Below are 21,604 nucleotides of genomic sequence, written 5' to 3' on the forward strand. Positions count from 1 at the left end.
TCTATAAATGTCATTTGCAGAAGACAACATTAGAGCATTTCAACAGTTAATTACTACCGAGCCTCAATTATTTTCTAAACACGAGGCTGAATTACACCAGCTAGGTGCTACTCTGTCCGATGATATCGAGAAAATATCTGATGATGTCTCAAATTGGTGTGCTTGTGAAAGTCGCCCTCAAATACTTGAGGCTTTAATAAAGTTGCATGATGAGGTTGATAATAATCGCTTTCCAGGAACAACCAAACCGATAGCTCCACCACCCCCACCACCTCCAAAACTTTCCAGAGAAACGCTATTAAATGCCATCCAAGAAAGTTTCCCCAACCAGTCAAAATAGCACTCAGGGTATAGGTGATGAACAATCCTGAATTGACAGGCAAACTTGCCAACCCAAAACTCACGCTGTTTGCCTTTCATTTGTGCAACAACCTTGCAAAAGGCGATAAACAACCTGTAGACAAAGCAGATCATTTATGGCAGAAATGCGCTGCTTTGGGACACCTGCTGCAAACAAATCCGCAGCTCGATTCTTTACCAGAAAAGCTGAGCAATAGAAACACCCAAAATACCCAACAGAGCGACCATCTTGAACTTTACCAGTCAGATGGCGATAGATTTGTGTCATTTACAACTGTTAGCCAACCGGACAAACTGCCCCTAACAGGTCTAATTTACCCGCTGCAACTTCATGACACTTACGCACTTGACTTCAGCCTATTTTCCCCGAATTTAACAGTAGAAATCAACCAACTGAGCAACCTAAATTTTCAAGGTTGTCTGCTACCTTGCGAAATCCAAGCATCACTGGGACAAACCCTAGTATTATTTGCCAAACCTGTTGATTTTGCTGGCAATCATCAAGATTTAGCAGTAGCTTGTGTAGACGCTTTGTTTCAAAATTCAGAACTTAAACAACCAAAACCATATTTCATCGGTGAAGGCAAACTTCTAGGTAGTCCCATTTTTGAATTTGACAACAGTCAAGAATATCCGAGATTAAAGTGTCATATCCTAGTCTGGTTAGATACTGATGAAAAAACTTCAGAGATAGAAGCATCCGGCAATTATTACCGTCCGCTGATCAATTTGTTATGCTGCCGCAGTAAAATCCTTTATGTCTATTACCAAGCGCATCGGTGCAACGAGGAAGCAAGAAAACTGTACAGTCAATTAGAGGAAAAAGTAGAAGAATTTAGCCGTTTGAAATCAGATAGAGAGCAACGTCTGGAACAACTAGAAGGCTGGCTGACAGAACTCCCTAAAATCGGATTGAATTATGCGCGGTATTTGCGAGATATAGAACTTCACCAGATTGCAATTGAAACGAATGCTAAAAACTATAGTCATTGGCTCAAAAAACTTAGCGATTGCAGCGTAGAAGAAATCGATAACTTAGATTTTTTACAAGAATTTATTGACGGGAGTTGCAAGACTTTTCGGCAACAGATTAAACTGAATATGAGTTATCTTACCGCAGGAAAGGAATTATTTCAACAGATGATTGAAACAATCCGAGGCATTGTGGAAGTTGATGCTCAAAAACTACAGGTAGAGTATGAGCAAAATGAAAGAGATAGCGATCGCAATTTACAAATTACCATAGCCGTTATCGGTGTGGGTATAGGCGTTGCGGGGGTTGTTTCCAGCAGCTACACCTTGGCTGTAGACAAACCTTGGGCATCACCCTCTTTCCAGCATCCTCTGCCGCTTCATCCTTTCTTTAGTGCCGTTATAATTAGTTGCTTGTGCGGTGGAGTCTTGGGAGGGCTTGCTTTGCTGACTGCTCGTAAAGTGCTAAAATCATCATCCGATAGGCAAAGTGTATCTGGTTCCCAAAGTCAACCAGTTAATCCTGTTTTGCAGGAAGCGGAAGAAGTGCGATCGACCAGAGATACAGAAGTTCGATAAGATAGAATTAGGTTCGCCACTGATTAAGCCAGCGAACTTGCCCTTTCCAGTCAGCAGCTTGTGTTTCTGAAAGCAGGCGATCGAGCGAAGCAATTAGACTAGATAATGTCCAACTGTTTTGAGCAGCCAAAATGATGCCACCATGTTCGGGATAACGCTGAGCTAAAACCTGAAAATCCCGGATATTAAACGTAAAAATACACCGCCCTCGCGCTGTTGCTTCTAGCAATTGAGCCTCATCGCTAGCATCTAAAGCCATCCACTCAGTCGATGTCCGAGTGACATCGTGACTGCGAGATAAAAGGGCGGCTTGCAAAGCTTTAATAGAGGTATCGGCATCTAGATGCAATAGCGGTTTAGACATTAGCAGCTTCGATAATTTGCTCAGCGGCAATAGATGCGTCTATTTCTTGATGGTGAGCCGCATAAAAAGCGAGAACATCGTTCACTCGATCTTCTCTTAAGTCATACTCAGTGGCAATTTGGTTTGGAGAAAAACCCCATTTCTGCGCTGCGATGACTACTGTTTGCACCCGCAACCGAGTGCCGCGCAAAACGGGAACTCGTTCGCCGCTAGCGCCGCGCACATAGGTGATTTCAGGAAAAGCCGGATCGTCATACCGCTGGTTGAGGGTAGCGACTTTTTCGGCTACAGCCCAGAGGATAAACTGATCGAAGGAAATCCCTTGGAGTGTTGCCAATTTTTCAGCTTCTTGCTGTAACTGAACGGGTAAGTTTAAGGCGTAGGATGTCATCGATCTAACTTCCGTTTGCTAATATAATTTCATCGGTTCATTCTTTAACAACTTCCATCAACTCCTCAATCAAAACATCGAGGGTGCGAGCTATCTTTTGAATGGATGTGATATCAACCGTTGCTAGTCCTTCCGATCGCGCATAGTGCCTGACTGTGCTGTACGGAACCTCGGATCGATCGGCAACATCCTTTAGCGTCCATCCTTTTTCGTCAGCCAACTCTCGGATTCGGAACCTAACTAACCCCATTCTACTTGACAAACGATAAGTATCTATGTTTCTAATTCAAACACAATAGTCGATCGACAGTTACACAGTATTTTGTATGGTGCGGATCTGTCAGAAGTTCGATCGCACTTAAAGATATCTGATGAATCCGCACCCGATGGTACTCGCGCACAATCAAAGAAACCGGGTTTTTTCCCAAATCTTCGCACCGTAACAAAGTATCTCGCAAAAACCCGGTTTCTGCCCACCCACCCATCAAATATAAAACAACTGCCGACAGCCAAAACCGTCAACAGTTGTTTTATATATTCAATGCGGATGGCGAGACTCGAACTCGCAAGGACATATTGCCACACGCACCTCAAGCGTGCGCGTATACCAATTCCGCCACATCCGCTCTTTCTAGCACTCTCTGGGATTTTTGCGTTACCAGTTAAAGATTCACAGGTTGAGGTTCCTGACATTTAACTTGTGACTTGCCCTTTGAGACCGCCGATTTACAATCATAGCACCACTACCAGCAAAATGTAAAATAAATTTTTGTGAACAATTTCTGGAAAACGATTATCCAGAACATACCGAAAGGCATTATTGTACAGAATATTGAGTGAATTAAGCAGCGAAGATGGGGTTCTCGAAAATTTTAATCGCTAATCGGGGAGAAATAGCTCTCCGCATATTGCGGACCTGCGAGGAAATGGGGATTGCCACGGTCGCCGTACACTCCACCGTAGATAAACACGCCCTGCACGTCCAGTTGGCAGACGAAGCCGTTTGCATCGGCCCCCCCACCAGCAGCAAAAGCTATTTAAACATCCCCAACATCATCGCGGCTGCCCTGACGCGCAACGCAGCAGCCATTCACCCCGGTTACGGCTTCCTCGCCGAAAACGCCCGATTTGCCGAAATCTGCGCCGACCATCAAATTACCTTCATCGGCCCGTCTCCGGCAGCGATGCGGGCGATGGGCGATAAATCCACCGCCAAAGAAACTATGCAGCGGGTGAAAGTCCCCACAGTACCCGGTAGCGACGGATTGCTGGCGGACGATCGCGAAGCTTTGTCGATCGCCCGCGACATCGGCTATCCTGTGATGATCAAAGCCACCGCCGGCGGTGGAGGCCGCGGCATGAGGCTAGTTAGAGAAGCCTCTGAACTCCCCAAACTATTCTCAGCAGCCCAAGGCGAAGCCGACGCAGCCTTCGGCAACCCCGGACTTTACCTCGAAAAATTCATCGAAAAACCCCGGCACATCGAAATCCAAATCCTCGCCGACAACTACGGTAACGTCATCCACCTCGGCGAAAGAGATTGTTCGATTCAGCGCCGACACCAGAAACTCCTCGAAGAAGCCCCCAGCCCAGCCCTCAGCCAGAAACTGCGAGATCAAATGGGTCACGCCGCCATTGCCGCTGCCAAATCCATCAACTACACGGGTGCGGGCACTGTCGAATTTCTGCTTGACAAATCAGGCAAATTCTACTTCATGGAAATGAACACTCGCATCCAAGTAGAACATCCCGTCACCGAGATGATTACAGGCCTCGACTTGATAGCCGAACAAATCCGCATCGCCCAGGGAGAAAAACTGCAAATCAAGCAAAACCAAGTAATTCTCAACGGCCACGCCATCGAGTGCCGTATCAACGCCGAAGATCCCGATCGCAACTTCCGCCCGCACCCCGGCATAATCAGCGGTTATTTGCCTCCCGGTGGCCCCGGCGTGCGGATGGACTCTCACGTCTACACCGATTACGAAATACCCGCTTACTACGATTCTTTAATCGGTAAAGTAATTGTATGGGGGCGCGATCGACCGACAGCCATCCGCAGGATGAAACGGGCATTGCGGGAATGTGCTATCACTGGCGTTCCTACCACCCTCAGCTTCCACCAAAAAATCCTCGATTCCCCCGAGTTTCTCAGCGGCGAAGTTTACACGAATTTCGTCGAACAGTTCTTGAACCAAAACAGTCATTAGTCAGTTGGCAGTTGGCAGTTGGCAGTTGGCAGTGAACCGCCAACAGTCAACAGTCAACAGTCAACAGTCAACCATCAACCGCCAACTTCTACATCATCATTGTCAGCAGCCCTTGCTGACCGAGAATCATTTCTCGCAGCAAGCTACAGATACCCACCCAAATAATCGGCGTAATGTCCACCCCGCCGATCGGCGGTACAATCTTTCTAGTTACAGCTAAAAAAGGTTCCGTCGGCCAAGCAACCAGACTCAACGGCAACTTGCTCAGGTTCACCTCGGGATACCAAGTCAGGACGATCCGAAAAATAAACAGCAAGGTCATCACGACTAGGACAGAGCCCAGAATCCAACTTGCAACGGTAATACCAGTCATGGGTCTTATCTCGAAATTTTAAGTTTTGTTAAGTCTGCTATTCAGAATTTTAACCGTTTCACAGGTGCGATCGAAAGTATAAAATTAATAAAAATCAAATTGTTGTAACAAAGGCTTGGAATCTATGACTCCTTCTCTCGCGAACTTTTTGTACAGCCTGCTGGTGGGCGTGGTGGTAGTAGTGCTTCCAGCAACGATCGCCCTGATCTTCATCAGCCAAAAAGACAAAATCAAGCGCACCTAAAAAGTCAGCGGGTTTCTAAGTCCGGCGCTGCAAGTCAATTGTGGGCTACAAGTCGGGCATTTCCCCGATCCGAGAAACCTCGGCTGCCAGCAACTGTCAAGGCAAAACCTTCAGTTGACTGCCAAGCTGAGGTTTTTTCCCGTTAAACTCATTATTATACTCACTTCCCAAGCTGAAACCCTGACCGGACGCTGCCCCAGAAAGCACAGTCGGGCTGACAGACTTAATGATAGATGTAAAATCTAACTCGCTAACATAGGAAAGACATAGGAGATAGGCTAATGGTCAATTTAGGATTGAACTGGAGCAGCCTGTTAGGGATTATCCTAGCAGTAGCAGGGGCAGGACTGTATTTTCTGCGATCGTGGCGTCCCAAACTAGCCCGAGACCACGATATTTTTTTTGCAGCAGTCGGCTTGCTGTGCGGCGGTATTTTGTTATTTCAAGGATGGCGGCTTGACCCAATTCTGGCCTTCGGTCAATTTCTGCTGACTGGTTCCGCCATATTTTTTGCAGCAGAAAGCATTAAACTGCGAGGAGCGACCACAGCCCAAGCCAAAACTCGCGCCCAATACGTAGATGAAGAGCGACCGGTCAGCAACGCTTACGGTTACGACGGCTATGATTCTGAAATGGAACAGCTAGAACCAGAGGAAGACTATCCGCCGCGTCCCCGGATTAGAGGCAGCCAAGACTACCGTTCCTCTCGGGAAGCCTACGACGACGAACCCCGCCGCCGCCCCTCGAATCGCAACGGCAGCGTTAATACCGGACGGCCCGACTCGCCCGATCGAGCCTCGCGCAAACGTCCCTCTCGCCCAGAAGCCCCGCCTGCCCAAGAGTCTGACAACTGGGACGTTTCAGACAACCCCGAAGAAAGACCGACCCGCAGCCGCAGCAATCGCCCCCCTGCTTCGGAAAACCGCAGTTCCGATACGCCGCCGAGAACCAAAAAACCCCGTCCTACGGAATCATCCAGGTCTCGCCCCAGCAACCGCGACGTGGAAGCACCCCCGTCAGATTACGTGGAGTATCGACCTGTAGAATACCCGGAAGACCAACCGGATAATTCCCCCAGTTTCGACAAATAGGCAAACACTAAGTAGATGGGTGAAACTAAACTTTTCTCGTGCCCGCAGGCAAAAAAATAAGTTGCGTTTATTGATGCCCATCTACTTATTCTTCAGATATTAAACTTCTTAAAAAGACTCTAAATTGCGAATTTGAAACCGCAGAAAGACGCAGATATACACAGATATAAGCTAATTTTTGTATAAATAAACAATCTTAACATACCGAATCTGTGGAACTAATCGACAGCATCATAATCTAAATATAAAATCCCAAATATTAAATCAGCAAGATGCCATTACTCGAAATAGGAGATCCGGCTCCCTGGTTTTCGGTTCCTTCTACAAATAACCCCTTATTTCATTTCCCGACTGTTGGTGGCAGGCGAGTCGTGCTGTTTTTCTTTGCCAGCACAGCTTTTGAACAAATCCAAGTTATCCTCAAAAGCTTTCAAGAGCTTTCAGAAGAATTCCGAAGCTTGCAAGTACCGAGGTTCGGAGTCAGCGTTGACCCAGCAGACAAAGAACAAAACAGACCGACAACAATTGCTCCGTCATTCCTTTTTTTCTGGGACTTGGATAAAAAAGTCAGTCAGCAGTACGGTGTTTTCCGAGATGTCGAAGAAAATGGAGTTGCCGGAGTTCACTATGCACCACAAACTTTTGTTCTCAACGAAAACCTTCAGGTAATTAATATTTTGCCGATGGGCGAACCGCACCAACACGCCCAGCAAGTATTAGATTTTCTCAAAACTTTGCCCCCAATTGAGGAAGCCCGAGCAGCAACTCGCCACGCCCCGGTGTTGGTAATTCCTAACGTTTTGGACAAAGCCTTTTGCGGCAGTTTAATCGATATGTACAAAGCTAATGGTGGCAGTCCTTCCGGCTTTATGAGGCAAGTGGAGGGGAAAACTGTTGGCATTCACGACGAGAATTTCAAGAAGCGCCGAGATTTCTTTATTGAAGACCCAAAGTTGCAAAAGCGATTGAATACGATTATTCTGCGTCGGGTGCGGCCGGAAGTAGAAAAAGCTTTTCAGTTTACAATCACTAGGTTTGAGCGGTATTTGGTGGGCTGTTACGATGCTGACAGCGGCGGTTATTTTCGCCCGCACCGCGACAACACTAGCAAAGCTACGCTGCACCGCAGGTTTGCAATGACACTAAACTTGAATGTGGGAGAGTACACGGGGGGATTTTTACGGTTTCCAGAGTACGCGCCGCACGGTTATAAAGGGGATTGTGGCACGGCGATTATTTTTTCGTGTTCTTTGCTGCATGAAGCGACGCCGGTGATTAGCGGCCAGCGTTTTGCTTTGCTGTCTTTTTTCTACGGCAATGAGGATGCCGAGGTACGACAAGCTAATTTGAAGTATTTAGCTGCTGATTCAGATTCCCGAATTGGAGAACCGGCGTGAGGAATGTCACTACCGTGGTGCAAGTCCTAAAATAATTAGAGAAGGTAGTTAGCGGTTAGCCACAAAACCTAATTCCTAGCTACCGATCGCTAAATACTAAATCGATCGCCATGAATTTCAAACTTCTAAGTTTAGCAGTATCGGGAATTTTAACGGTTGGGGTTGCAGCCAGCGCTGCTACGGTTGTTACGACATCCCCTGTGCGGCAATCAACAGATTTAACGGAATTTAATTCGGTACATTCCCAGGGTGCGATCGCCCAAAGTGTCGAAGAACAAACCAATATTCGAGTCTACGAAAAGGCTAGTCCGGCGGTTGTTACAGTCGATACAGATAAATCTAACGGCAGCGGCACAATTATCAGCCCCGACGGCATGGTGTTAACTAACGCCCACGTTGTTTCGGCAGGCGGTACCGTCAATATCATTTTGTCAGACGGCAGAAAACTTGTCGCTGATGTCATCGGATTCGGCGAAGAAGGTCTAGACTTAGCCGTAGTGAAAATTCGCGGTCAAAACAATTTGCCCACCATTCCTTTAGCCCGTCCAGGTTCGGTGAAAGTCGGGCAACAAGCATTTGCGATCGGCAATCCCTTCGGTCAATTTCAAGGTACTTTGACAGTCGGAATCGTCAGCCGCATCGACCAGCAGCGGGGCTTAATTCAAACCGACGCCGCCATCAATCCCGGCAATTCAGGAGGCCCTCTGCTCAACAGTTCAGGAGAATTAATCGGCGTCAATACTTCTATTTTTACTCGCGGTCGGGGCGGTGGCAGTATCGGTATCGGTTTTGCAATTTCCGCAGACAAATTACCTGCTTTCCTGACAGCGGTGCGAGAAGGGCGAGCTCCCCGCGTGGCTCAAGCCCGATCGCCCTTTGGTGGCAACAAATCACCTCAAAAAGTTGCGTTAAACGGGCCCGCCCTCAGCGGCCTCCTCACCGACAAGTCTAGCGTTCTGCCCACCGACAACAGCTTTTTTGATCTCTACTCATTTGAGGGAAAAGCGGGGCAGCAAATAACAATAGAAATGAAAAGTCAAGAAATTGACCCTTATTTAATTTTGCTCGGCCCCAACCAGCGCGAAATCGCGCAAGACGATGACGGGGCCGGGAATAAAAACGCCAGAATTACAGTCAGGCTGCCAGCAGACGGGACTTACACGTTAGTTGCAAATTCCTACCAAGCTAAGCAGTCAGGGGCTTATACGTTAGAACTGAAAGCGAGTGCTCCTACCGCGCCTTCTCGGGCGATTTTGCAAGAAGAAGGTGCTTTAGTCGCAGGCGGCCCAGTATTGCCGTCTGACAACAGTCTGTATCGAGAGTATACTTTTGAAGGTCGATCGGGTCAGTCTGTAGCCATTTCCCTCGAAAGTACAGATTTCGATCCCTATGTGGCTATCTTTGGTCCTAACGGCCGATTAGTGGCAGAAAATGACGATGGGAGCGATTCGACTAAAAATTCGTTTCTGACCGTTACTTTGCCCGCTACGGGTCGCTATCGCGTAATTGTCAATGCTTACGATGCTTCGGGCAGGGGTCGTTACACTCTAACTGTCCGGTGAAAATGGGGGAAAAGGTAATGGGTAATCGGGAATTGGTAATTGGTCGAATTATTCTGCTTCCTGCTTCCTGCTTCCGTGCATCCATTAAATCTTGTACAGTGCTCGCTACCAAACTTCCTTCTTCCATCCGTTAAATCCTTTACACTCATCCGTTGCCGAACTTCCTTCTTCCATCCGTTAAATCCTTTACACTCATCCGTTGCCGAACTTCCTTCTTCCATCCGTTAAATCCGTTACATAATCCGTTGCCGAACTTCCTTCTTCGTTGCAAACCGAGGTAATTCATGCGTCAAGTTAGATTTTGGGCGATCGCGCCAATTGCTCTGGTAGCTACTTTTTCTGGCAAGCCGAATCTCTCGCTGCCAGTTTCAAATTCAAGTGGAGTTGCTAACACCAGTTCCACCCTCATTTCAGCAGAATTTCCTCAAAATTTAACTGATGCGAAGCCTGCTGACAAGGGTGTTTTAGCTCAAGCAAGTCCCAGCCCGTCGCCATCACCACAAAGTTCGCCAACTCAGAGCCCAACTGTAGAACCTCCGCCGAGTCCTGATGCGGGTTCATCTAAAATAATTTTAGAGCAAAACGGAGAACTCAGCCCTGCTAAGTCTTCTGTACTGCCCTCAGACAGCAGTTTGTACGACGAGTATACCTTTGAAGGCACTCAGGGTCAAAAAGTGATTATTACCGTAGAAAGTACCGAGTTTGATACTTATCTCGCTATTTTCAACTCCCAGGGCGAGCTACTTGGAGAAAATGATGATGCAACGCAGCAAAATTCCAATTCAGAGATTTCTGTTACCTTGTCTGCGAACGGTCGCTATCGCGTCATTGTCAATGCTTACGATCCGCCTCCAAAAGGTAGAGGCAAGTACAGTTTGACCGTCCGTGAAACAACTGGAAATTAGTTTGAACGAAACTTGGGAGTCAGGGCACGGCAATGCCGTGTCCCTATAATTCAAGGACGATCGCACTACAAGCAACTACTATTAACTTAGGTAAATTCATGTGTTATCTGCCATTATAAGTTTGAGGCTCTTGTATCTCTAATTTGTCGAGCTTAGTCATATTTGTGCTCTGAGTCATATTCGTTATCTGATTTTGCTGATTTCCACACACAGATAGACTCGGGCTTGAGAGGGCAAATTCTGGCAGCGATCGGATTTAGGCTCAGATCGAGAACGGTCAATTTAGTCAAAGATTTTAGCAGTATGATGTCACGGATCTGATTGTTGTAGAGTTTTAACTCCTTCAGGTTAGTCAAAGATGTTAACGGTTTGATGTCACGGATCTGATTGTCGCCGAGGTGGAGCTGTGTCAGGTTGGTCAAAGATGTTAACGGTTTGATGTCGCTGATTTCATTTATGTACAGTTTTAGCTCCTTCAGGTTAGTCAAAGATGTTAACGGTTTGATGTCCCTGATTTTATTTCCGCTAAGGGAGACTGAAGTCAGGTTAGTCAAGGATTCTAGCGGTTTGATGTCGCTAATTTGATTTCCTTCGAGTTCGAGAATAGTCAGGTTGGTCAAGGATTCTAGCGGTTTGATGTCCCTGATAGAATTGTTTCCCAGATAGAGAACAGTCAGGTTAGTCAATGATTCTAGCGGTTTGATGTCCCTGATTTCACGAAACCTGATGTCTAATTTTGTGAGACTGAAAAGTTCTAAATCGGCCTCATCGCACTCAGTAGTTTCAGCTTTCTGCAACAACACCTTAACAGTATGTTTAGCTTCAGGACTCAAATCAGCCTTTTCGCACCAATCAGCAAATGTTCGTCCGCCCAAGGGCGGTTTCCTCTTTGGAATTGGTTGATGGAATTCCAGAAAAGTCAGATTAGTCAAAGATTCTAGCGGTTTGATGTCCTTTATTTTATTGTTGTTTAGTTCGAGTTCCTTCAGGTTAGTCAAAGATGCTAACGGTTTGATATCGGTAATTTTATTCAAGCTGAGGTTGAGTTCCTTCAGGTTAGCCAAGGATTCTAGCGGTTTGATATCGCTGATTTTATTTCCGTTGAGGACGAGCTTTGTTAGTTTAGTCAAGGATTCTAGCGGTTTGATGTCGCCGATTTTATTGTCGCTCAGATCGAGTTCCATTAGCGACATCAAAGATGTTAGCGGTTTGATGTCGCTGATTTTATTGCTGCTGAGGTCTAGCTGTGTCAGTTTAGTCAAGGATTCTAGCGGTTTGATGTCGTTGATTTTATTACCACCAATTTGCAGTTTCCCGAGACTCGAAAGTTTCCGATCAGTCGATGATTTTAATGGTTTAATGCCGCCCAGAAGATTGTTGCTGAGGTTGAGCTGTGTCAGCGACATCAAAGATGCTAGCGGTTTGATGTCGTCTATAAAATTGCCGTTGAGTTCGATCACACTCAGTTTAGTCAAATATTTTAACGCTTTGATGTCGCTGATTCTATTCCCGCCGAGGTGAAGCACCGTCAGGTTTGTTAAAGATTTTAGCGCTTGGATATCGCTGATTTCATTGCTAGTGAGGTCGAGTTCTGTCAGGTTAGTCAAGGATTCTAGCGGTTTGATGTCGCTAATTTTATTGTAGCCCAGATCGATATCCTTCAAGTTAGTCAAGGATGTTAGCGGTTTAATATCGCTGATTTCATTGCTGCGGAGGTTGAGTTCCGCGAGACCAAAAAGTTTTCGATCGGCCTCATCGCACTCAGTAGTGCCTGATTTCTGTAACATCACCTCAACAGTATGTTTAGCTTCCACACTCAAATTAGCCTTTTTTCGACACCAATCAGCAAATGTTTGTCCGCTGTTGGACGATCGCGGTTCGGAGATTAAGGTGGAATGTTCATTTCCGCATGATGCTAGGACGATCGCACTACAAGCAACTACTATCAACTTTGGTAAATTCATATGTTTGTATGCAACTATAAATGTTATAATCCTGCATCTATAAATTTACAATCTGTATTTTAAATAACTCTTAAAAATAGAAGGGAAGCTGAAATCTCAATAATTTTTCAGCTTCCTTTTTTGCTTATGCTTAATTCAGATTAATTTAACGCAGACCCAGCCAGGTAAAAAAATCCTGACGGGTGAAGAATTCTAGCAGCAAAAGTCCCACGAACCCCACCATCGCAAATCGTCCGTTGATTTGTTCGGCGTAGGCATTCCACCCAAAGGCTGGTTCTGGTTTTGGGGTATTTGGGGTTGTCGGTTTTGGGGATGGAGGAGTTTGAGCAGTCATTTAAAAGTTTTAAGTTTCGAGTTTTGAGTGATGATTTTGGGGAAGCTTTGCGATCGCACAACTTGTAATTTACCAGGAAATTGACAGCCGATCGCTAATCTGCTGACTTTTCTAAACTTTGAACCGATTCGATCAGATTTCGCACGGTTTCAGTACCTTCAGAAGGCTCAAAAAACAGCGGGAACTTGCCGCGAGCGATCATTCTCAAACCCAACGGGCCCAGACTCAGCAAACCTTTAACGTCGCGGAAGTAGTTTCCTACTACTTCGATGCCAAATTTGCGCTCGTCTATCCAGCCGCCTTCTTTGACGAGATCGATTAAGACTTTGCGGTGGCGGATTGATCGACTGGCTTGGTCGTCTTTGCGATCGAGAATCTCTTGCTTAATCTTACCAATTTGATCCATCGGCGCAACTTCCATCGGACAAACCGAGTTGCAGTAGTAACAGCGAGTGCATCCCCAGACGCCTGCGGTGCCTTCGTTGTATTTTTCCAGTCGATTTTCGGTTTCGCTATCGCGGGAGTCGGCGATCGTGCGGTAAGCTTTGGCAAGAGCGTGGGGGCCGACAAATTCCGGGTTGACTTCGCGGGCGTTGCACTCAGAATAGCAAGCACCACAGAGGATGCAGTTGCCCGTTTGGTCGAGTTTCGATCGCTCTTGTGGAGTTTGCAGAAATTCGCGTTCTGGAATTGCTCGCGAGGCTGTGCTGACATAGGGTTCAACTGCTTCTAGGTTGTCCCAAAAACTGGTCATGTCAACAACCAAATCTTTAATAACCGGCATATTTCCCATTGGGGCGACGGTGATTTCTGGGATGAAATCAATAGGCATTTCTGCTGAGCTGGAATCAGCTATTTTTTGCAGTCTTGCAAGTTCACTGGCCACATTTTCTTTGCAAGCTAATGCCGATCGACCGTTAATTCGCATAGAACAACTGCCGCAAATTGTATTGCGGCAATTTTTGCGAAAAGCTAAAGTCCCGTCGTGTTCCCATTTAATACTGTTGAGGCAGTCTAGGATGGTATTGCTCTCTTCCACATCTAGGGTGTAAGTGTGCACCCGGGGAGCCTCGTTTTGATTTTGGCGCACTACGTTAAAGCGGACTTTCATATTTTGAGTAAGGAATTTAGTTTCTATTTTAAGCTGACTTTTCTGCTTCTCTAGAAAGCTATTATTTTTTTAACACCTACCTAAAGTAAGAGATTTAACCACTTTTATTATTGCTTAATAAGAGGCAATAAGTCCAAAGTCATAAATTCTAAATGATAACTTTTTTAAGCGGATTGTGGGAGATATTAATTGGAGATAAAAGTAATTAATCGCTGCAATTCGCTAGTCGGAGGTGCGTGATGTCCAGCTTGTTTGTATTAACTTTTATGTTTTCCACACCGGCTTTTTGTCTGGGTCTGCTAAATCCTCAATGGGTGGGACAGGGAACTCGCCAGCGATCGGCTGCCTTGTACGGCGGCTTGATGGCAGTTTCGTTCGTTTTGCTTGGGGTTACAGCACCTAAGCCGCCGCAAGCAGTTTCATCGGGGCTGCTGGCCTCAACTGAATGGCCAGAATTTAGGGTAAGCGCACCTTTGCGCTGAAGGTAGCTGGGTATGCATTTCACTTTTTTGGCAGCATTACAAGAAATTTTACCAGGACTTACGGCCGGTTGGGGCCAGAAACGTAGTTTTTTAAGAAAAATACTTGGTTCTACTCGTTTACTGCAATTAAAAACCCCGGTTTATAGGCGTCGGAGTGCGATCGCGCACTGTAGGAAAAAATTGTGGGTTTAGTAAGGACAAATACACTCTGAAACCGAGTTTCACCAGCGTCCGGTGTCTAGGGTTATATTTACTTCGTAAATCCTACGGATTTGTGAGTTGCCTGCCGATAAATAAGGAAGTTAAGTTCTCAGGACTTACACACAGAAATTAAAGAAATCGGGTTGTTTAAACAGATATCCTTCGTGCTTCACCTCGGATTTTGGTAAAAGAAACCCGCTTTCTGCGTCCTGAATTACTTCTCTTTTTTACTGGTAAAAGTCGCGATGTTTAATTTTTTCGTCTTAAGCTTTCTATTGTCGATCCCTGCCTTCTTTCTGGGTATTGTTAATCCGAAATGGGTGGGTGCACCAACCCGCAAACGATCGGCCACGATGTACGGCGGGTTGATGGCGGCTTCGTTTGTACTTGTTGGCGTCACCGCACCCCCTCCGTCTCAGGAAGTTTCGGTGGCGCTTCCGGCCCCAAGCGATCGGCTAGAATCATCTCAAACCGCTAAGCCGTCACTGCTTTCGGCAGTGCCGACACCCAAGCCGAAGACTGTGAAAACGCCTACACCAACACCGAAACCTGCAATTTCTCCTGCCACACCTGCACTTGCCAAACCAGATCCCGATCGCAAATTGCCATCTGCAGTCAAATCTGTTGAGCGAACCGCAGAGATTGCTCTTGATGCACAGCCGCCAAAGGAAGACACCAAGAAAGTTATTGACGAGTCTTCTAAACCGAAGGTTAAAAGTGCCGATTTTCCGAGTTGCGTTAACTCGGATTGCAACTGTTCTGACTTTGCTACTCAAGCCGAAGCGCAGCGAGTTTTAGAGGCATATCCGGGTGATCCTTTTAAGCTTGATCGAGATCAAGACTCGATCGCTTGCGAAACGCTGGGTTAGATTTGATCTGCCAACAGCCTCGGTTAATGATGAAGGCTTTTTTCGGTGATTGTACGAATTGAAGAACGCAAATCGATCGGCTAAAATTTTGTAATTGTTGAGCTTGCGGTGCGGGTGCAGCTATGACTTACAGCTTGAGAATTGTCGATTTGCCAACGAGTGAACGGCCACGGGAACGGCTGATGGCGGGCGGCCCGAAAAGTTTGGCGACTGCAGAATTGATTGCGATTCTCCTGGGTACTGGTCAGGGACCGGGCAAACTTTCCGCCGTCGGGCTCGGACAGTATATTTTAAATCAGTTGAGTTTGCACCACCGCGATCCTCTGGCTGTGCTACGCACTATTAGCGTTCAGGAGTTGACGCAGATTCACGGGATTGGCCCTGCTAAGGCGACTTCTATTTTGGCTGCGGTGGAGTTGGGGAAGCGGGTATTTCAGTCGCGGCCGCCGGAAATGGCTGTGGTTGACTCTCCCCAAGCGGCGGCGGATGCCCTGAGTCAGGACTTGATGTGGCAGTCTCAGGAACGTTTTGCTGTGGTGTTGCTGGATGTGAAAAATCGGCTGCTGGGTACTCAGGTAATTACGATCGGCACAGCAACGGAAACTTTGGCTCACCCACGGGATATTTTTCGCGAGGTGATCCGCCAGGGGGCGACGCGGGCGATTATCTCGCACAATCACCCATCGGGGATTGTGGAACCCAGCCCGGAGGATATTGCTTTGACGCGACAGTTGCTGGCGGGAGCGCAGTTTTTGTCTATTCCGCTACTGGATCACTTAATTTTGGGGAATGGCGATTTTCGGAGCTTGCGACAGACGACGACCCTTTGGGAAGAGTATCCCCAGGGCGATTGAACTCTTATACTTAACTAATTTCATTGCTATCATTAGTTATTTGTATCTTTGGGCTCTCCGACGGCTGAATCAGCTCTGACCGCAGGCAAATTTTCAGGCTGGAGTTCCCCGCTAGAGCCTGTTTTGGCTGAATGTCGCTGCTGATACTTCGTTTCGATCACAACTCGGTTAATCTAGTATAGGTAGGCTGAAGAGGTCGCTAATCCGATTTTTTTTGAGCATACTAAACGTATACTAAACCAGCACCTAAATACCCATTTATTAAGAAATTATTAAATGGGATGTAAAATACACGGTGTGGTGATAGGAGGAGAACTGTGTTTCTGAGACTTGCAGAACAACACCGTAAATTCGTTCAAGATTTGGTAATGAACCTTCAAGCTTTAGCGATCGTGCTAGAGCATCGGGGTTATCTGGCATCCTGCTACACTTGCGGGGGTCAGATGAACAGTGCCTCATTTATGGTCAGTTTGACGGACAACCATCTGATTCGATTCTTAGTGTCAGATTACGGTATCACTTGGACTGAGATGCGGGACGACCGCGAACTCATGAAACTAGAAGGTGCAGAAGCGATTAATCAGTTACAAGAACTGGCAAATCTCGTAAAGTATCAAATCCAACCTTCGGAAGCTACTTTAGCGACGGCGCAGTGAGTGTAGCGATTGCAGGGTTCCGAGGAAGGCGACGCAAGAAAGTCAGTGCTTGTCTGCTAAAACCGAATCCCCAGCGAGTTAGTTGAGAGGGTTCATTTAGGTGCACAGCGATGGCAGCTCAACAGACAAGGGTGCTATCAGGGTGCCTTCAGACGGTTTAGCGCTCAGTCGAGCTCTCAGTCGATCGAAGTGAGCCTGGGCAGACGGCAGACTTTATGCCAGAAGTCTCAAACTTGGAACCTCTAGTTTTTTTTCAGCAGTTGATTCTCCCTTGAGATCGATTAGCAAAATTTAGAAGTGTGACGGCTCGTCGGCTGCGATGTTAATTTCTCACTTGGCCATTCAAAAGTCAAGGAATTGAAATTAACTTTGAGCAGGCAGGTAAAATTTAACATCCAGAGTGAGGATGAGGCTGTGAAGATTGGGCAAAAGGCAGCCCACGGGGTGTGATGTGCGGGCTAATGGCGTTTATTTTTGCTCTTAGATTTAGCCTATCAGGCTAAGAATTAACTTGAAGCAGCATCACTGCTGTAAAACATCTCACAGCCGGCCCAAGCCGGCTAAGTTTTGCCTATATCCAGGCTTCGGCGCAATGTTTGACCATCATGTTAGATCGATTCCGGTTGCACTCCTTATGATGGTTGACTGTTGACTGTGGACTGTGAACCCAAAAACTGAAAATTTTGCTTCTATTGGGTTGCAGATTGAAGGAAACTTTACGCCAGACGATCAAGCACGAATTTGATATTAAACAGCTCTTTGAAGTCGCGATCGCACTTGCTACACTAATATTTTATAATATTTTAATGATTAGTCAGAAAATATTTATCGCCCAGTTTGGAGTCAGTATCAAATGGTAAATTTAAGCGAACTTCTAGAACCCATCGCCAGTCAATTTCGCAGTCTGGGAATTCCCGAACCAATTACCCATTGGGGACACCCTGTAATGATGGGGATCGTGGTAGTGGCAATGGGCAGTTTTGTCGGGTATACGGGATGGCAAGGACGTTTGGCCACCGATAAAGATATCGCACTAAAAAGTCGCTCGGATCACCGCAAGCTTGCACCGTGGATGTTTCTGTTTCTAGCTTTGGGCTATACAGGAGGCTTGCTGTCGCTGGTGATGCAGCACCAGCCTGTCATGGAAAGCCCGCATTTTTGGACGGGTTCGGCAGTGCTGGTTTTACTGGCTATTGGCAGCTTGATTTCGCTAACGGGTTTTGGGGGCAATAAGCTGGCACTGCGCGCGGTTCACGCTTATTTAGGCACGACGGCCCTTGCACTTATGGTGCTGCACGCGGCTTTCGGTTTAAAATTGGGGCTGTCTATTTAGAAAAGGAAGAGAAAGGGGAATGGGAAGGGAAAGAATATAAGGAAAGAATTTTTGCCATAACTTACGCACGGGTAGCCAGAAACCGGGTTTTTTACCCAAGTTCACGGCGTTTAGCCCTTTACCCCGGCTGAAAAACCCGGTTTCTTTGGTAAGGAGTGCATAAGTCCCGCATAGGTTTCCCTGAAATATTCCCTCTCTAAATTGCTAATTAATGAATCAAGCAACGGGTGTCATCTTCTGTCTTGCCTACATTTTGGGATTGATTTCTACAGCGGTTTCTTGGGGTAGATACGCGATACTTGCTTTGGGAATAGCGGTAGCGATCGCCCTGCCGAAATTGTTGCGAAAATATACTAAAAATTCTGTCAGAGTCACCAAGAAAAGACGCAGCCGACAAAAAGAAAATGCTCTTGAAGAACCCTTAGATGCGAGGGAAGAGTTGAGTTTGTTGGAGATGCTGCCGCGAGCGAAATGGGTGTGGGCGGTGGCGGGTTTGCTGGCATTTCTAGCTAGTGTTTATTTTGCAGTTCGATCGCCCCAACCGGCAATAGATGACATCAGCAAACTGATTCCGGCGGTTGGAAACACTCAAGAAGTGGCAGTGACAGTTCGCGGTAGAGTTGTCAGTACGCCTCGACTGACTCGATCGGGTCGATCGCAATTTTGGCTAGAAACAGATTTAGTTAGCGAAATCAACGGCAGCGAGGGAGGAGCAGTCGTAAACCGCCCAGTATCCGGCAAACTCTACGTTACAGTTCCCCTGCTGCAAGCAACGGGTTTGTACGCCGACAATACGATCGCAGTTGTGGGTTCCTTGTACAAACCGCAGCCACCGTCGAATCCGGGGGCTTTTGATTTTAAAACATATTTAGCCAGAGAAGGAGCTTTTGTAGGGCTAAAAGGTCGTCAAATTGACTGGAAGAGAGAAAAGGCGATCGCGGATGTAAATCGAGTTAACAGCCAAACGGCTGCTTTCTTGGAACCAAGCGGGATGCAGCCATCGAAAATTCAAGCGATGCGGCAGCGGATCGTGCGATCGCAACTATCACAGTTAAATGTTCCCGAAGGGCCCTTGATCAGTGCGATCGCCCTCGGCAAACAAGCAGTAGATTTACCTTACAACATCCGCGACTATTTTGTGCAGGCTGGATTAGCCCACGCGATCGCAGCTTCCGGCACTCAAGTTTCGATGGTTTTGGCTTTAGTTCTAGCTTTAACCAGGCGTTTTTCCAAACAATTACAATTTAGCTTTGGCGTCGGTGCTTTATTTTTGCTCGTGGGGCTAACTGGCTTTGAACCATCAGTATGCCGCGCCGCTTTGATGGGATTTGGAACACTATTTGCTTTGGTTCTCAACCGCGCAGTTAAGCCACTGGGATTGCTGTTAATTGCTGCTACTATTTTACTGCTGGTTAACCCTTTGTGGGTTTGGGATTTAGGTTTCCAACTGAGTTTTTTGGCGACTTTGGGGTTAATCGTGACAACGCCGCCACTGATGGCAAAGTTGGATTGGATGCCACCAGCGATCGCTTCGATTGTTGTGGTTCCGATCGCCGCTTCAGTTTGGGTGCTGCCACTGCTACTTTACGTTTTTAGCGTGGTATCACCTTACAGCATTTTAGTCAATATTATTGCGGCTCCTTTGCTGTGGATTTTGAGTATTGGGGGGATGATTAGCGCTTTAGCTGGATTGATTTTTCCGCCGGCTGGCAGTGTTTTAGCGCAACTGCTGGACTATCCGGCAAAAGGGCTAATTGCGATCGCCCAATATTTCTCGCAATTACCTGGTAATTCGGTAGCTGTCGGTCAAGTATCGGTGTTTCAGCTAATCGCGCTTTACAGTTTAATTTGCTGGGTTTGGATTGGGGGAAGAAGGAAGAAGGAAGAAGGAAGAAGGAAGAAGGAAGAGGGAAGAAGGAAGAAGGGAGAAGGAAGCAAGAAGAATGGTAAAAGTAGAGTGGTTTCGCTGCCTAGTTTTTCATCTGCTTGGATTTTACCGCTGGCGCTGCTGGCGGGAATAAGTATCATAGTTTTGCCAGCTTGGCACGTTCAATCATCTTTATTTCAAGTTACTTTGCTGGCGACATCTGGTGAACCAGTGTTAGTAATTCAAGATAGGGGAAAAGTGGCGTTAATTAATAGCGGTGATGAAAATACCGTAAGGTTTACAGTGTTGCCTTTTTTGCAGCAGCAAGGAGTTAATTCTGTAAATTTTGCGATCGCCACTCACGGTCATTTAGGTGTGAGCAGTGGTTGGGGAAAATTACTAGAACGCTTGCCAATTAAAACATTTTATGATAACCCTGCTCCGAAACCAATTCACCGTGGCAGCAATCAGGAATTTATTACGGCTGTGCAATCTCGCCAAGGCGTTTACTTTCCTTTAGAAACTAACAGTACAGTTGATCTGGGTGCGACGCGGTTGCAGTTCGTGAATGCGGAGATTCCGGTGGTAGAATTCTTGGTGGGAAATCGAACTTGGTTGCTCGTCGGTGAAATGACACCGGAAGTGCAAAAAAAATTGGCAGCAACGGGAACCTTGAAGCCGGCTCAAGTGCTGTGGTGGTCAGGAAAAGCCCTGACGGCTGAGTTATTGGGCGCAGTGGGGCCGCAAGTGGCGATCGCCTCTGCTAACGAAATCGACCCAGAAACCGCAGCCCAACTGCGCCAAAGCAAAACCCAGATATTCTGGACAGGGCGCGACGGAGCCCTCCAGTGGACGCCAGCAGGGGGATTTAAGACCACTTTGGAATCTGAAGAAAATCAAACTTCTTTTTTATAAAGATTTACAATCTGGCGCACTGTGCGGTAAAATACTTTTAGCTCACATCTCAAATCAATTGGAGAGGTGGCAGAGCGGTTGAATGCGGTAGACTCGAAATCTACTTTAGGGGTAACTCTAACGTGGGTTCAAATCCCACCCTCTCCGTACATTTCTTACTCCACAAGGCTTTGAGGCTATCCGCTTTTTTAGCCATCTGTGCAATCTATCGGCAGTGGTATACAAAAGTGGTATAAACACCACTCTTGTATACCACTTTTGCTTTCACTCCACCCCTTCTGTGGGCGATCGGTCAAGACAAAAGTATTTCTAAAATTGCCTCGAAATCTATTTTAAAGGTAACTCTAACGTGGGTTCAAATCCCACCCTCTCCGTACATCTCAGCGTCCAGCGCCCACCTTATTAACGTAGGGTGCGCGACTTGATTATATTATGAAATTTAACTCCACAATCTGAGTAGCATGATAGCTGCTTTCATTTCGGTAAGGTAGAGGCTGAAAATCTCCAGGGAACTCTTAACTCAAAACCGGGCACAAAAAAAGGAAAGAGAGTTGGTAAAGCAGGCGGTTG

General features: G+C 46.7%; 23 protein-coding genes and 2 tRNA genes. 15 read left to right on the top strand and 10 right to left on the bottom strand.

Going from position 1 to position 21,604, the window contains the following annotated elements:
• The first annotated feature begins 7 nt into the window (after window positions 1-7).
• Together QUA83_RS08645 and QUA83_RS08650 are read left to right on the top strand one after the other, a co-directional pair.
• Complete coding sequence (locus tag QUA83_RS08645; RefSeq protein WP_333292566.1) at window positions 8-340, top strand: hypothetical protein; 333 nt, start codon at window positions 8-10, stop codon at window positions 338-340.
• A gap of 17 nt (window positions 341-357) precedes the next feature.
• Window positions 358-1,911 (top strand): hypothetical protein, encoded by a 1,554-nt coding sequence (locus QUA83_RS08650; protein WP_333292567.1) that lies wholly within the window; start codon window positions 358-360, stop codon window positions 1,909-1,911.
• Between the two features lie 7 nt (window positions 1,912-1,918).
• Here the strand turns inward: QUA83_RS08650 and QUA83_RS08655 are convergent, their stop codons facing one another.
• The 5 genes from QUA83_RS08655 to QUA83_RS08675 all read right to left on the bottom strand — a co-directional run bounded on the left by QUA83_RS08655 (window position 1,919) and on the right by QUA83_RS08675 (window position 3,292).
• The gene (locus tag QUA83_RS08655; protein WP_333292568.1) at window positions 1,919-2,275 is read right to left on the bottom strand and encodes a DUF5615 family PIN-like protein; all 357 of its coding nucleotides are present in this window, start codon (window positions 2,273-2,275) and stop codon (window positions 1,919-1,921) included.
• Window positions 2,268-2,666, bottom strand: a complete 399-nt coding sequence (locus tag QUA83_RS08660; RefSeq protein WP_333292569.1) for a DUF433 domain-containing protein — start codon at window positions 2,664-2,666, stop codon at window positions 2,268-2,270. Before QUA83_RS08660 ends, QUA83_RS08655 begins: the two co-directional genes overlap by 8 nt.
• Window positions 2,667-2,703: 37 nt before the next feature.
• Window positions 2,704-2,916: a helix-turn-helix domain-containing protein gene (locus tag QUA83_RS08665; protein ID WP_006634859.1), complete on the bottom strand. Its 213-nt coding sequence runs from the start codon at window positions 2,914-2,916 to the stop codon at window positions 2,704-2,706.
• A gap of 31 nt (window positions 2,917-2,947) precedes the next feature.
• Window positions 2,948-3,124 (bottom strand): hypothetical protein, encoded by a 177-nt coding sequence (locus QUA83_RS08670; RefSeq protein ID WP_333292570.1) that lies wholly within the window; start codon window positions 3,122-3,124, stop codon window positions 2,948-2,950.
• 84 nt (window positions 3,125-3,208) lie between these two features.
• Window positions 3,209-3,292, bottom strand: a tRNA-Leu gene (locus QUA83_RS08675).
• Window positions 3,293-3,520: 228 nt separating this feature from the next.
• Between QUA83_RS08675 and accC the strand changes: the two genes are divergently transcribed.
• On the top strand, window positions 3,521-4,876 hold the full coding sequence (gene accC, locus QUA83_RS08680) for an acetyl-CoA carboxylase biotin carboxylase subunit (RefSeq protein WP_333292571.1): 1,356 nt from the start codon (window positions 3,521-3,523) through the stop codon (window positions 4,874-4,876).
• A gap of 88 nt (window positions 4,877-4,964) precedes the next feature.
• Here the strand turns inward: accC and QUA83_RS08685 are convergent, their stop codons facing one another.
• Complete coding sequence (locus QUA83_RS08685; RefSeq protein WP_333292572.1) at window positions 4,965-5,249, bottom strand: YggT family protein; 285 nt, start codon at window positions 5,247-5,249, stop codon at window positions 4,965-4,967.
• Window positions 5,250-5,373: 124 nt separating this feature from the next.
• On the opposite strand from QUA83_RS08685, the gene psbX reads away from it, so the two are divergent.
• From psbX to QUA83_RS08705, 4 genes are all read left to right on the top strand, one after another.
• Window positions 5,374-5,493, top strand: a complete 120-nt coding sequence (psbX, locus tag QUA83_RS08690) for a photosystem II reaction center X protein (RefSeq protein WP_333051895.1) — start codon at window positions 5,374-5,376, stop codon at window positions 5,491-5,493.
• Between the two features lie 281 nt (window positions 5,494-5,774).
• Window positions 5,775-6,584, top strand: coding sequence for a Ycf66 family protein (locus tag QUA83_RS08695; protein ID WP_333292573.1), 810 nt, complete (start codon window positions 5,775-5,777; stop codon window positions 6,582-6,584).
• Between the two features lie 272 nt (window positions 6,585-6,856).
• Window positions 6,857-7,981 (top strand): redoxin domain-containing protein, encoded by a 1,125-nt coding sequence (locus tag QUA83_RS08700; protein WP_333292574.1) that lies wholly within the window; start codon window positions 6,857-6,859, stop codon window positions 7,979-7,981.
• A gap of 110 nt (window positions 7,982-8,091) precedes the next feature.
• Window positions 8,092-9,543, top strand: coding sequence for a trypsin-like peptidase domain-containing protein (locus QUA83_RS08705; protein WP_333292575.1), 1,452 nt, complete (start codon window positions 8,092-8,094; stop codon window positions 9,541-9,543).
• A gap of 145 nt (window positions 9,544-9,688) precedes the next feature.
• Here QUA83_RS08705 and QUA83_RS08710 read toward each other — a convergent pair whose 3' ends face one another.
• On the bottom strand, window positions 9,689-9,829 hold the full coding sequence (locus tag QUA83_RS08710) for a hypothetical protein (protein ID WP_333292576.1): 141 nt from the start codon (window positions 9,827-9,829) through the stop codon (window positions 9,689-9,691).
• Here QUA83_RS08710 and QUA83_RS08715 point away from each other — a divergent pair.
• Entirely contained in the window at window positions 9,828-10,448 is a 621-nt protein-coding gene (locus tag QUA83_RS08715; protein ID WP_333292577.1) for a pre-peptidase C-terminal domain-containing protein, read from the top strand. The genes QUA83_RS08710 and QUA83_RS08715 overlap by 2 nt on opposite strands.
• Window positions 10,449-10,600: 152 nt before the next feature.
• Here the strand turns inward: QUA83_RS08715 and QUA83_RS08720 are convergent, their stop codons facing one another.
• The 3 genes from QUA83_RS08720 to QUA83_RS08730 all read right to left on the bottom strand — a co-directional run bounded on the left by QUA83_RS08720 (window position 10,601) and on the right by QUA83_RS08730 (window position 13,857).
• Window positions 10,601-12,412: a leucine-rich repeat domain-containing protein gene (locus QUA83_RS08720; RefSeq protein ID WP_333292578.1), complete on the bottom strand. Its 1,812-nt coding sequence runs from the start codon at window positions 12,410-12,412 to the stop codon at window positions 10,601-10,603.
• Window positions 12,413-12,557: 145 nt separating this feature from the next.
• Window positions 12,558-12,746, bottom strand: coding sequence for a chlorophyll a/b-binding protein (locus QUA83_RS08725; protein WP_333106934.1), 189 nt, complete (start codon window positions 12,744-12,746; stop codon window positions 12,558-12,560).
• Window positions 12,747-12,840: 94 nt separating this feature from the next.
• Complete coding sequence (locus QUA83_RS08730; RefSeq protein WP_333292579.1) at window positions 12,841-13,857, bottom strand: succinate dehydrogenase/fumarate reductase iron-sulfur subunit; 1,017 nt, start codon at window positions 13,855-13,857, stop codon at window positions 12,841-12,843.
• A 239-nt stretch (window positions 13,858-14,096) separates the two neighbouring features.
• Between QUA83_RS08730 and QUA83_RS08735 the strand changes: the two genes are divergently transcribed.
• The 7 genes from QUA83_RS08735 to QUA83_RS08765 all read left to right on the top strand — a co-directional run bounded on the left by QUA83_RS08735 (window position 14,097) and on the right by QUA83_RS08765 (window position 21,181).
• Window positions 14,097-14,339 carry a hypothetical protein gene (locus tag QUA83_RS08735; protein WP_333290242.1) on the top strand — a complete coding sequence of 81 codons (243 nt, stop codon included), beginning with the start codon at window positions 14,097-14,099 and terminating at the stop codon, window positions 14,337-14,339.
• A 521-nt stretch (window positions 14,340-14,860) separates the two neighbouring features.
• Window positions 14,861-15,409, top strand: coding sequence for an excalibur calcium-binding domain-containing protein (locus QUA83_RS08740; protein ID WP_333292580.1), 549 nt, complete (start codon window positions 14,861-14,863; stop codon window positions 15,407-15,409).
• A gap of 122 nt (window positions 15,410-15,531) precedes the next feature.
• The gene (radC, locus tag QUA83_RS08745) at window positions 15,532-16,263 is read left to right on the top strand and encodes a RadC family protein (RefSeq protein WP_333198437.1); all 732 of its coding nucleotides are present in this window, start codon (window positions 15,532-15,534) and stop codon (window positions 16,261-16,263) included.
• Between the two features lie 317 nt (window positions 16,264-16,580).
• A complete protein-coding gene (locus tag QUA83_RS08750) occupies window positions 16,581-16,919 on the top strand; it encodes a DUF1815 family protein (RefSeq protein WP_015176985.1) in 339 nt (112 codons plus the stop codon).
• An 853-nt stretch (window positions 16,920-17,772) separates the two neighbouring features.
• Window positions 17,773-18,252 (top strand): DUF4079 domain-containing protein, encoded by a 480-nt coding sequence (locus QUA83_RS08755; RefSeq protein ID WP_333292581.1) that lies wholly within the window; start codon window positions 17,773-17,775, stop codon window positions 18,250-18,252.
• A 211-nt stretch (window positions 18,253-18,463) separates the two neighbouring features.
• Entirely contained in the window at window positions 18,464-21,034 is a 2,571-nt protein-coding gene (locus QUA83_RS08760; RefSeq protein ID WP_333292582.1) for a ComEC/Rec2 family competence protein, read from the top strand.
• A 60-nt stretch (window positions 21,035-21,094) separates the two neighbouring features.
• Window positions 21,095-21,181 (top strand) — tRNA-Ser (locus QUA83_RS08765).
• The last annotated feature ends 423 nt before the right edge of the window (window positions 21,182-21,604 follow it).

This window comes from Microcoleus sp. K1-B1 (assembly GCF_036704705.1).
Lineage (GTDB): Bacteria > Cyanobacteriota > Cyanobacteriia > Cyanobacteriales > Microcoleaceae > Microcoleus.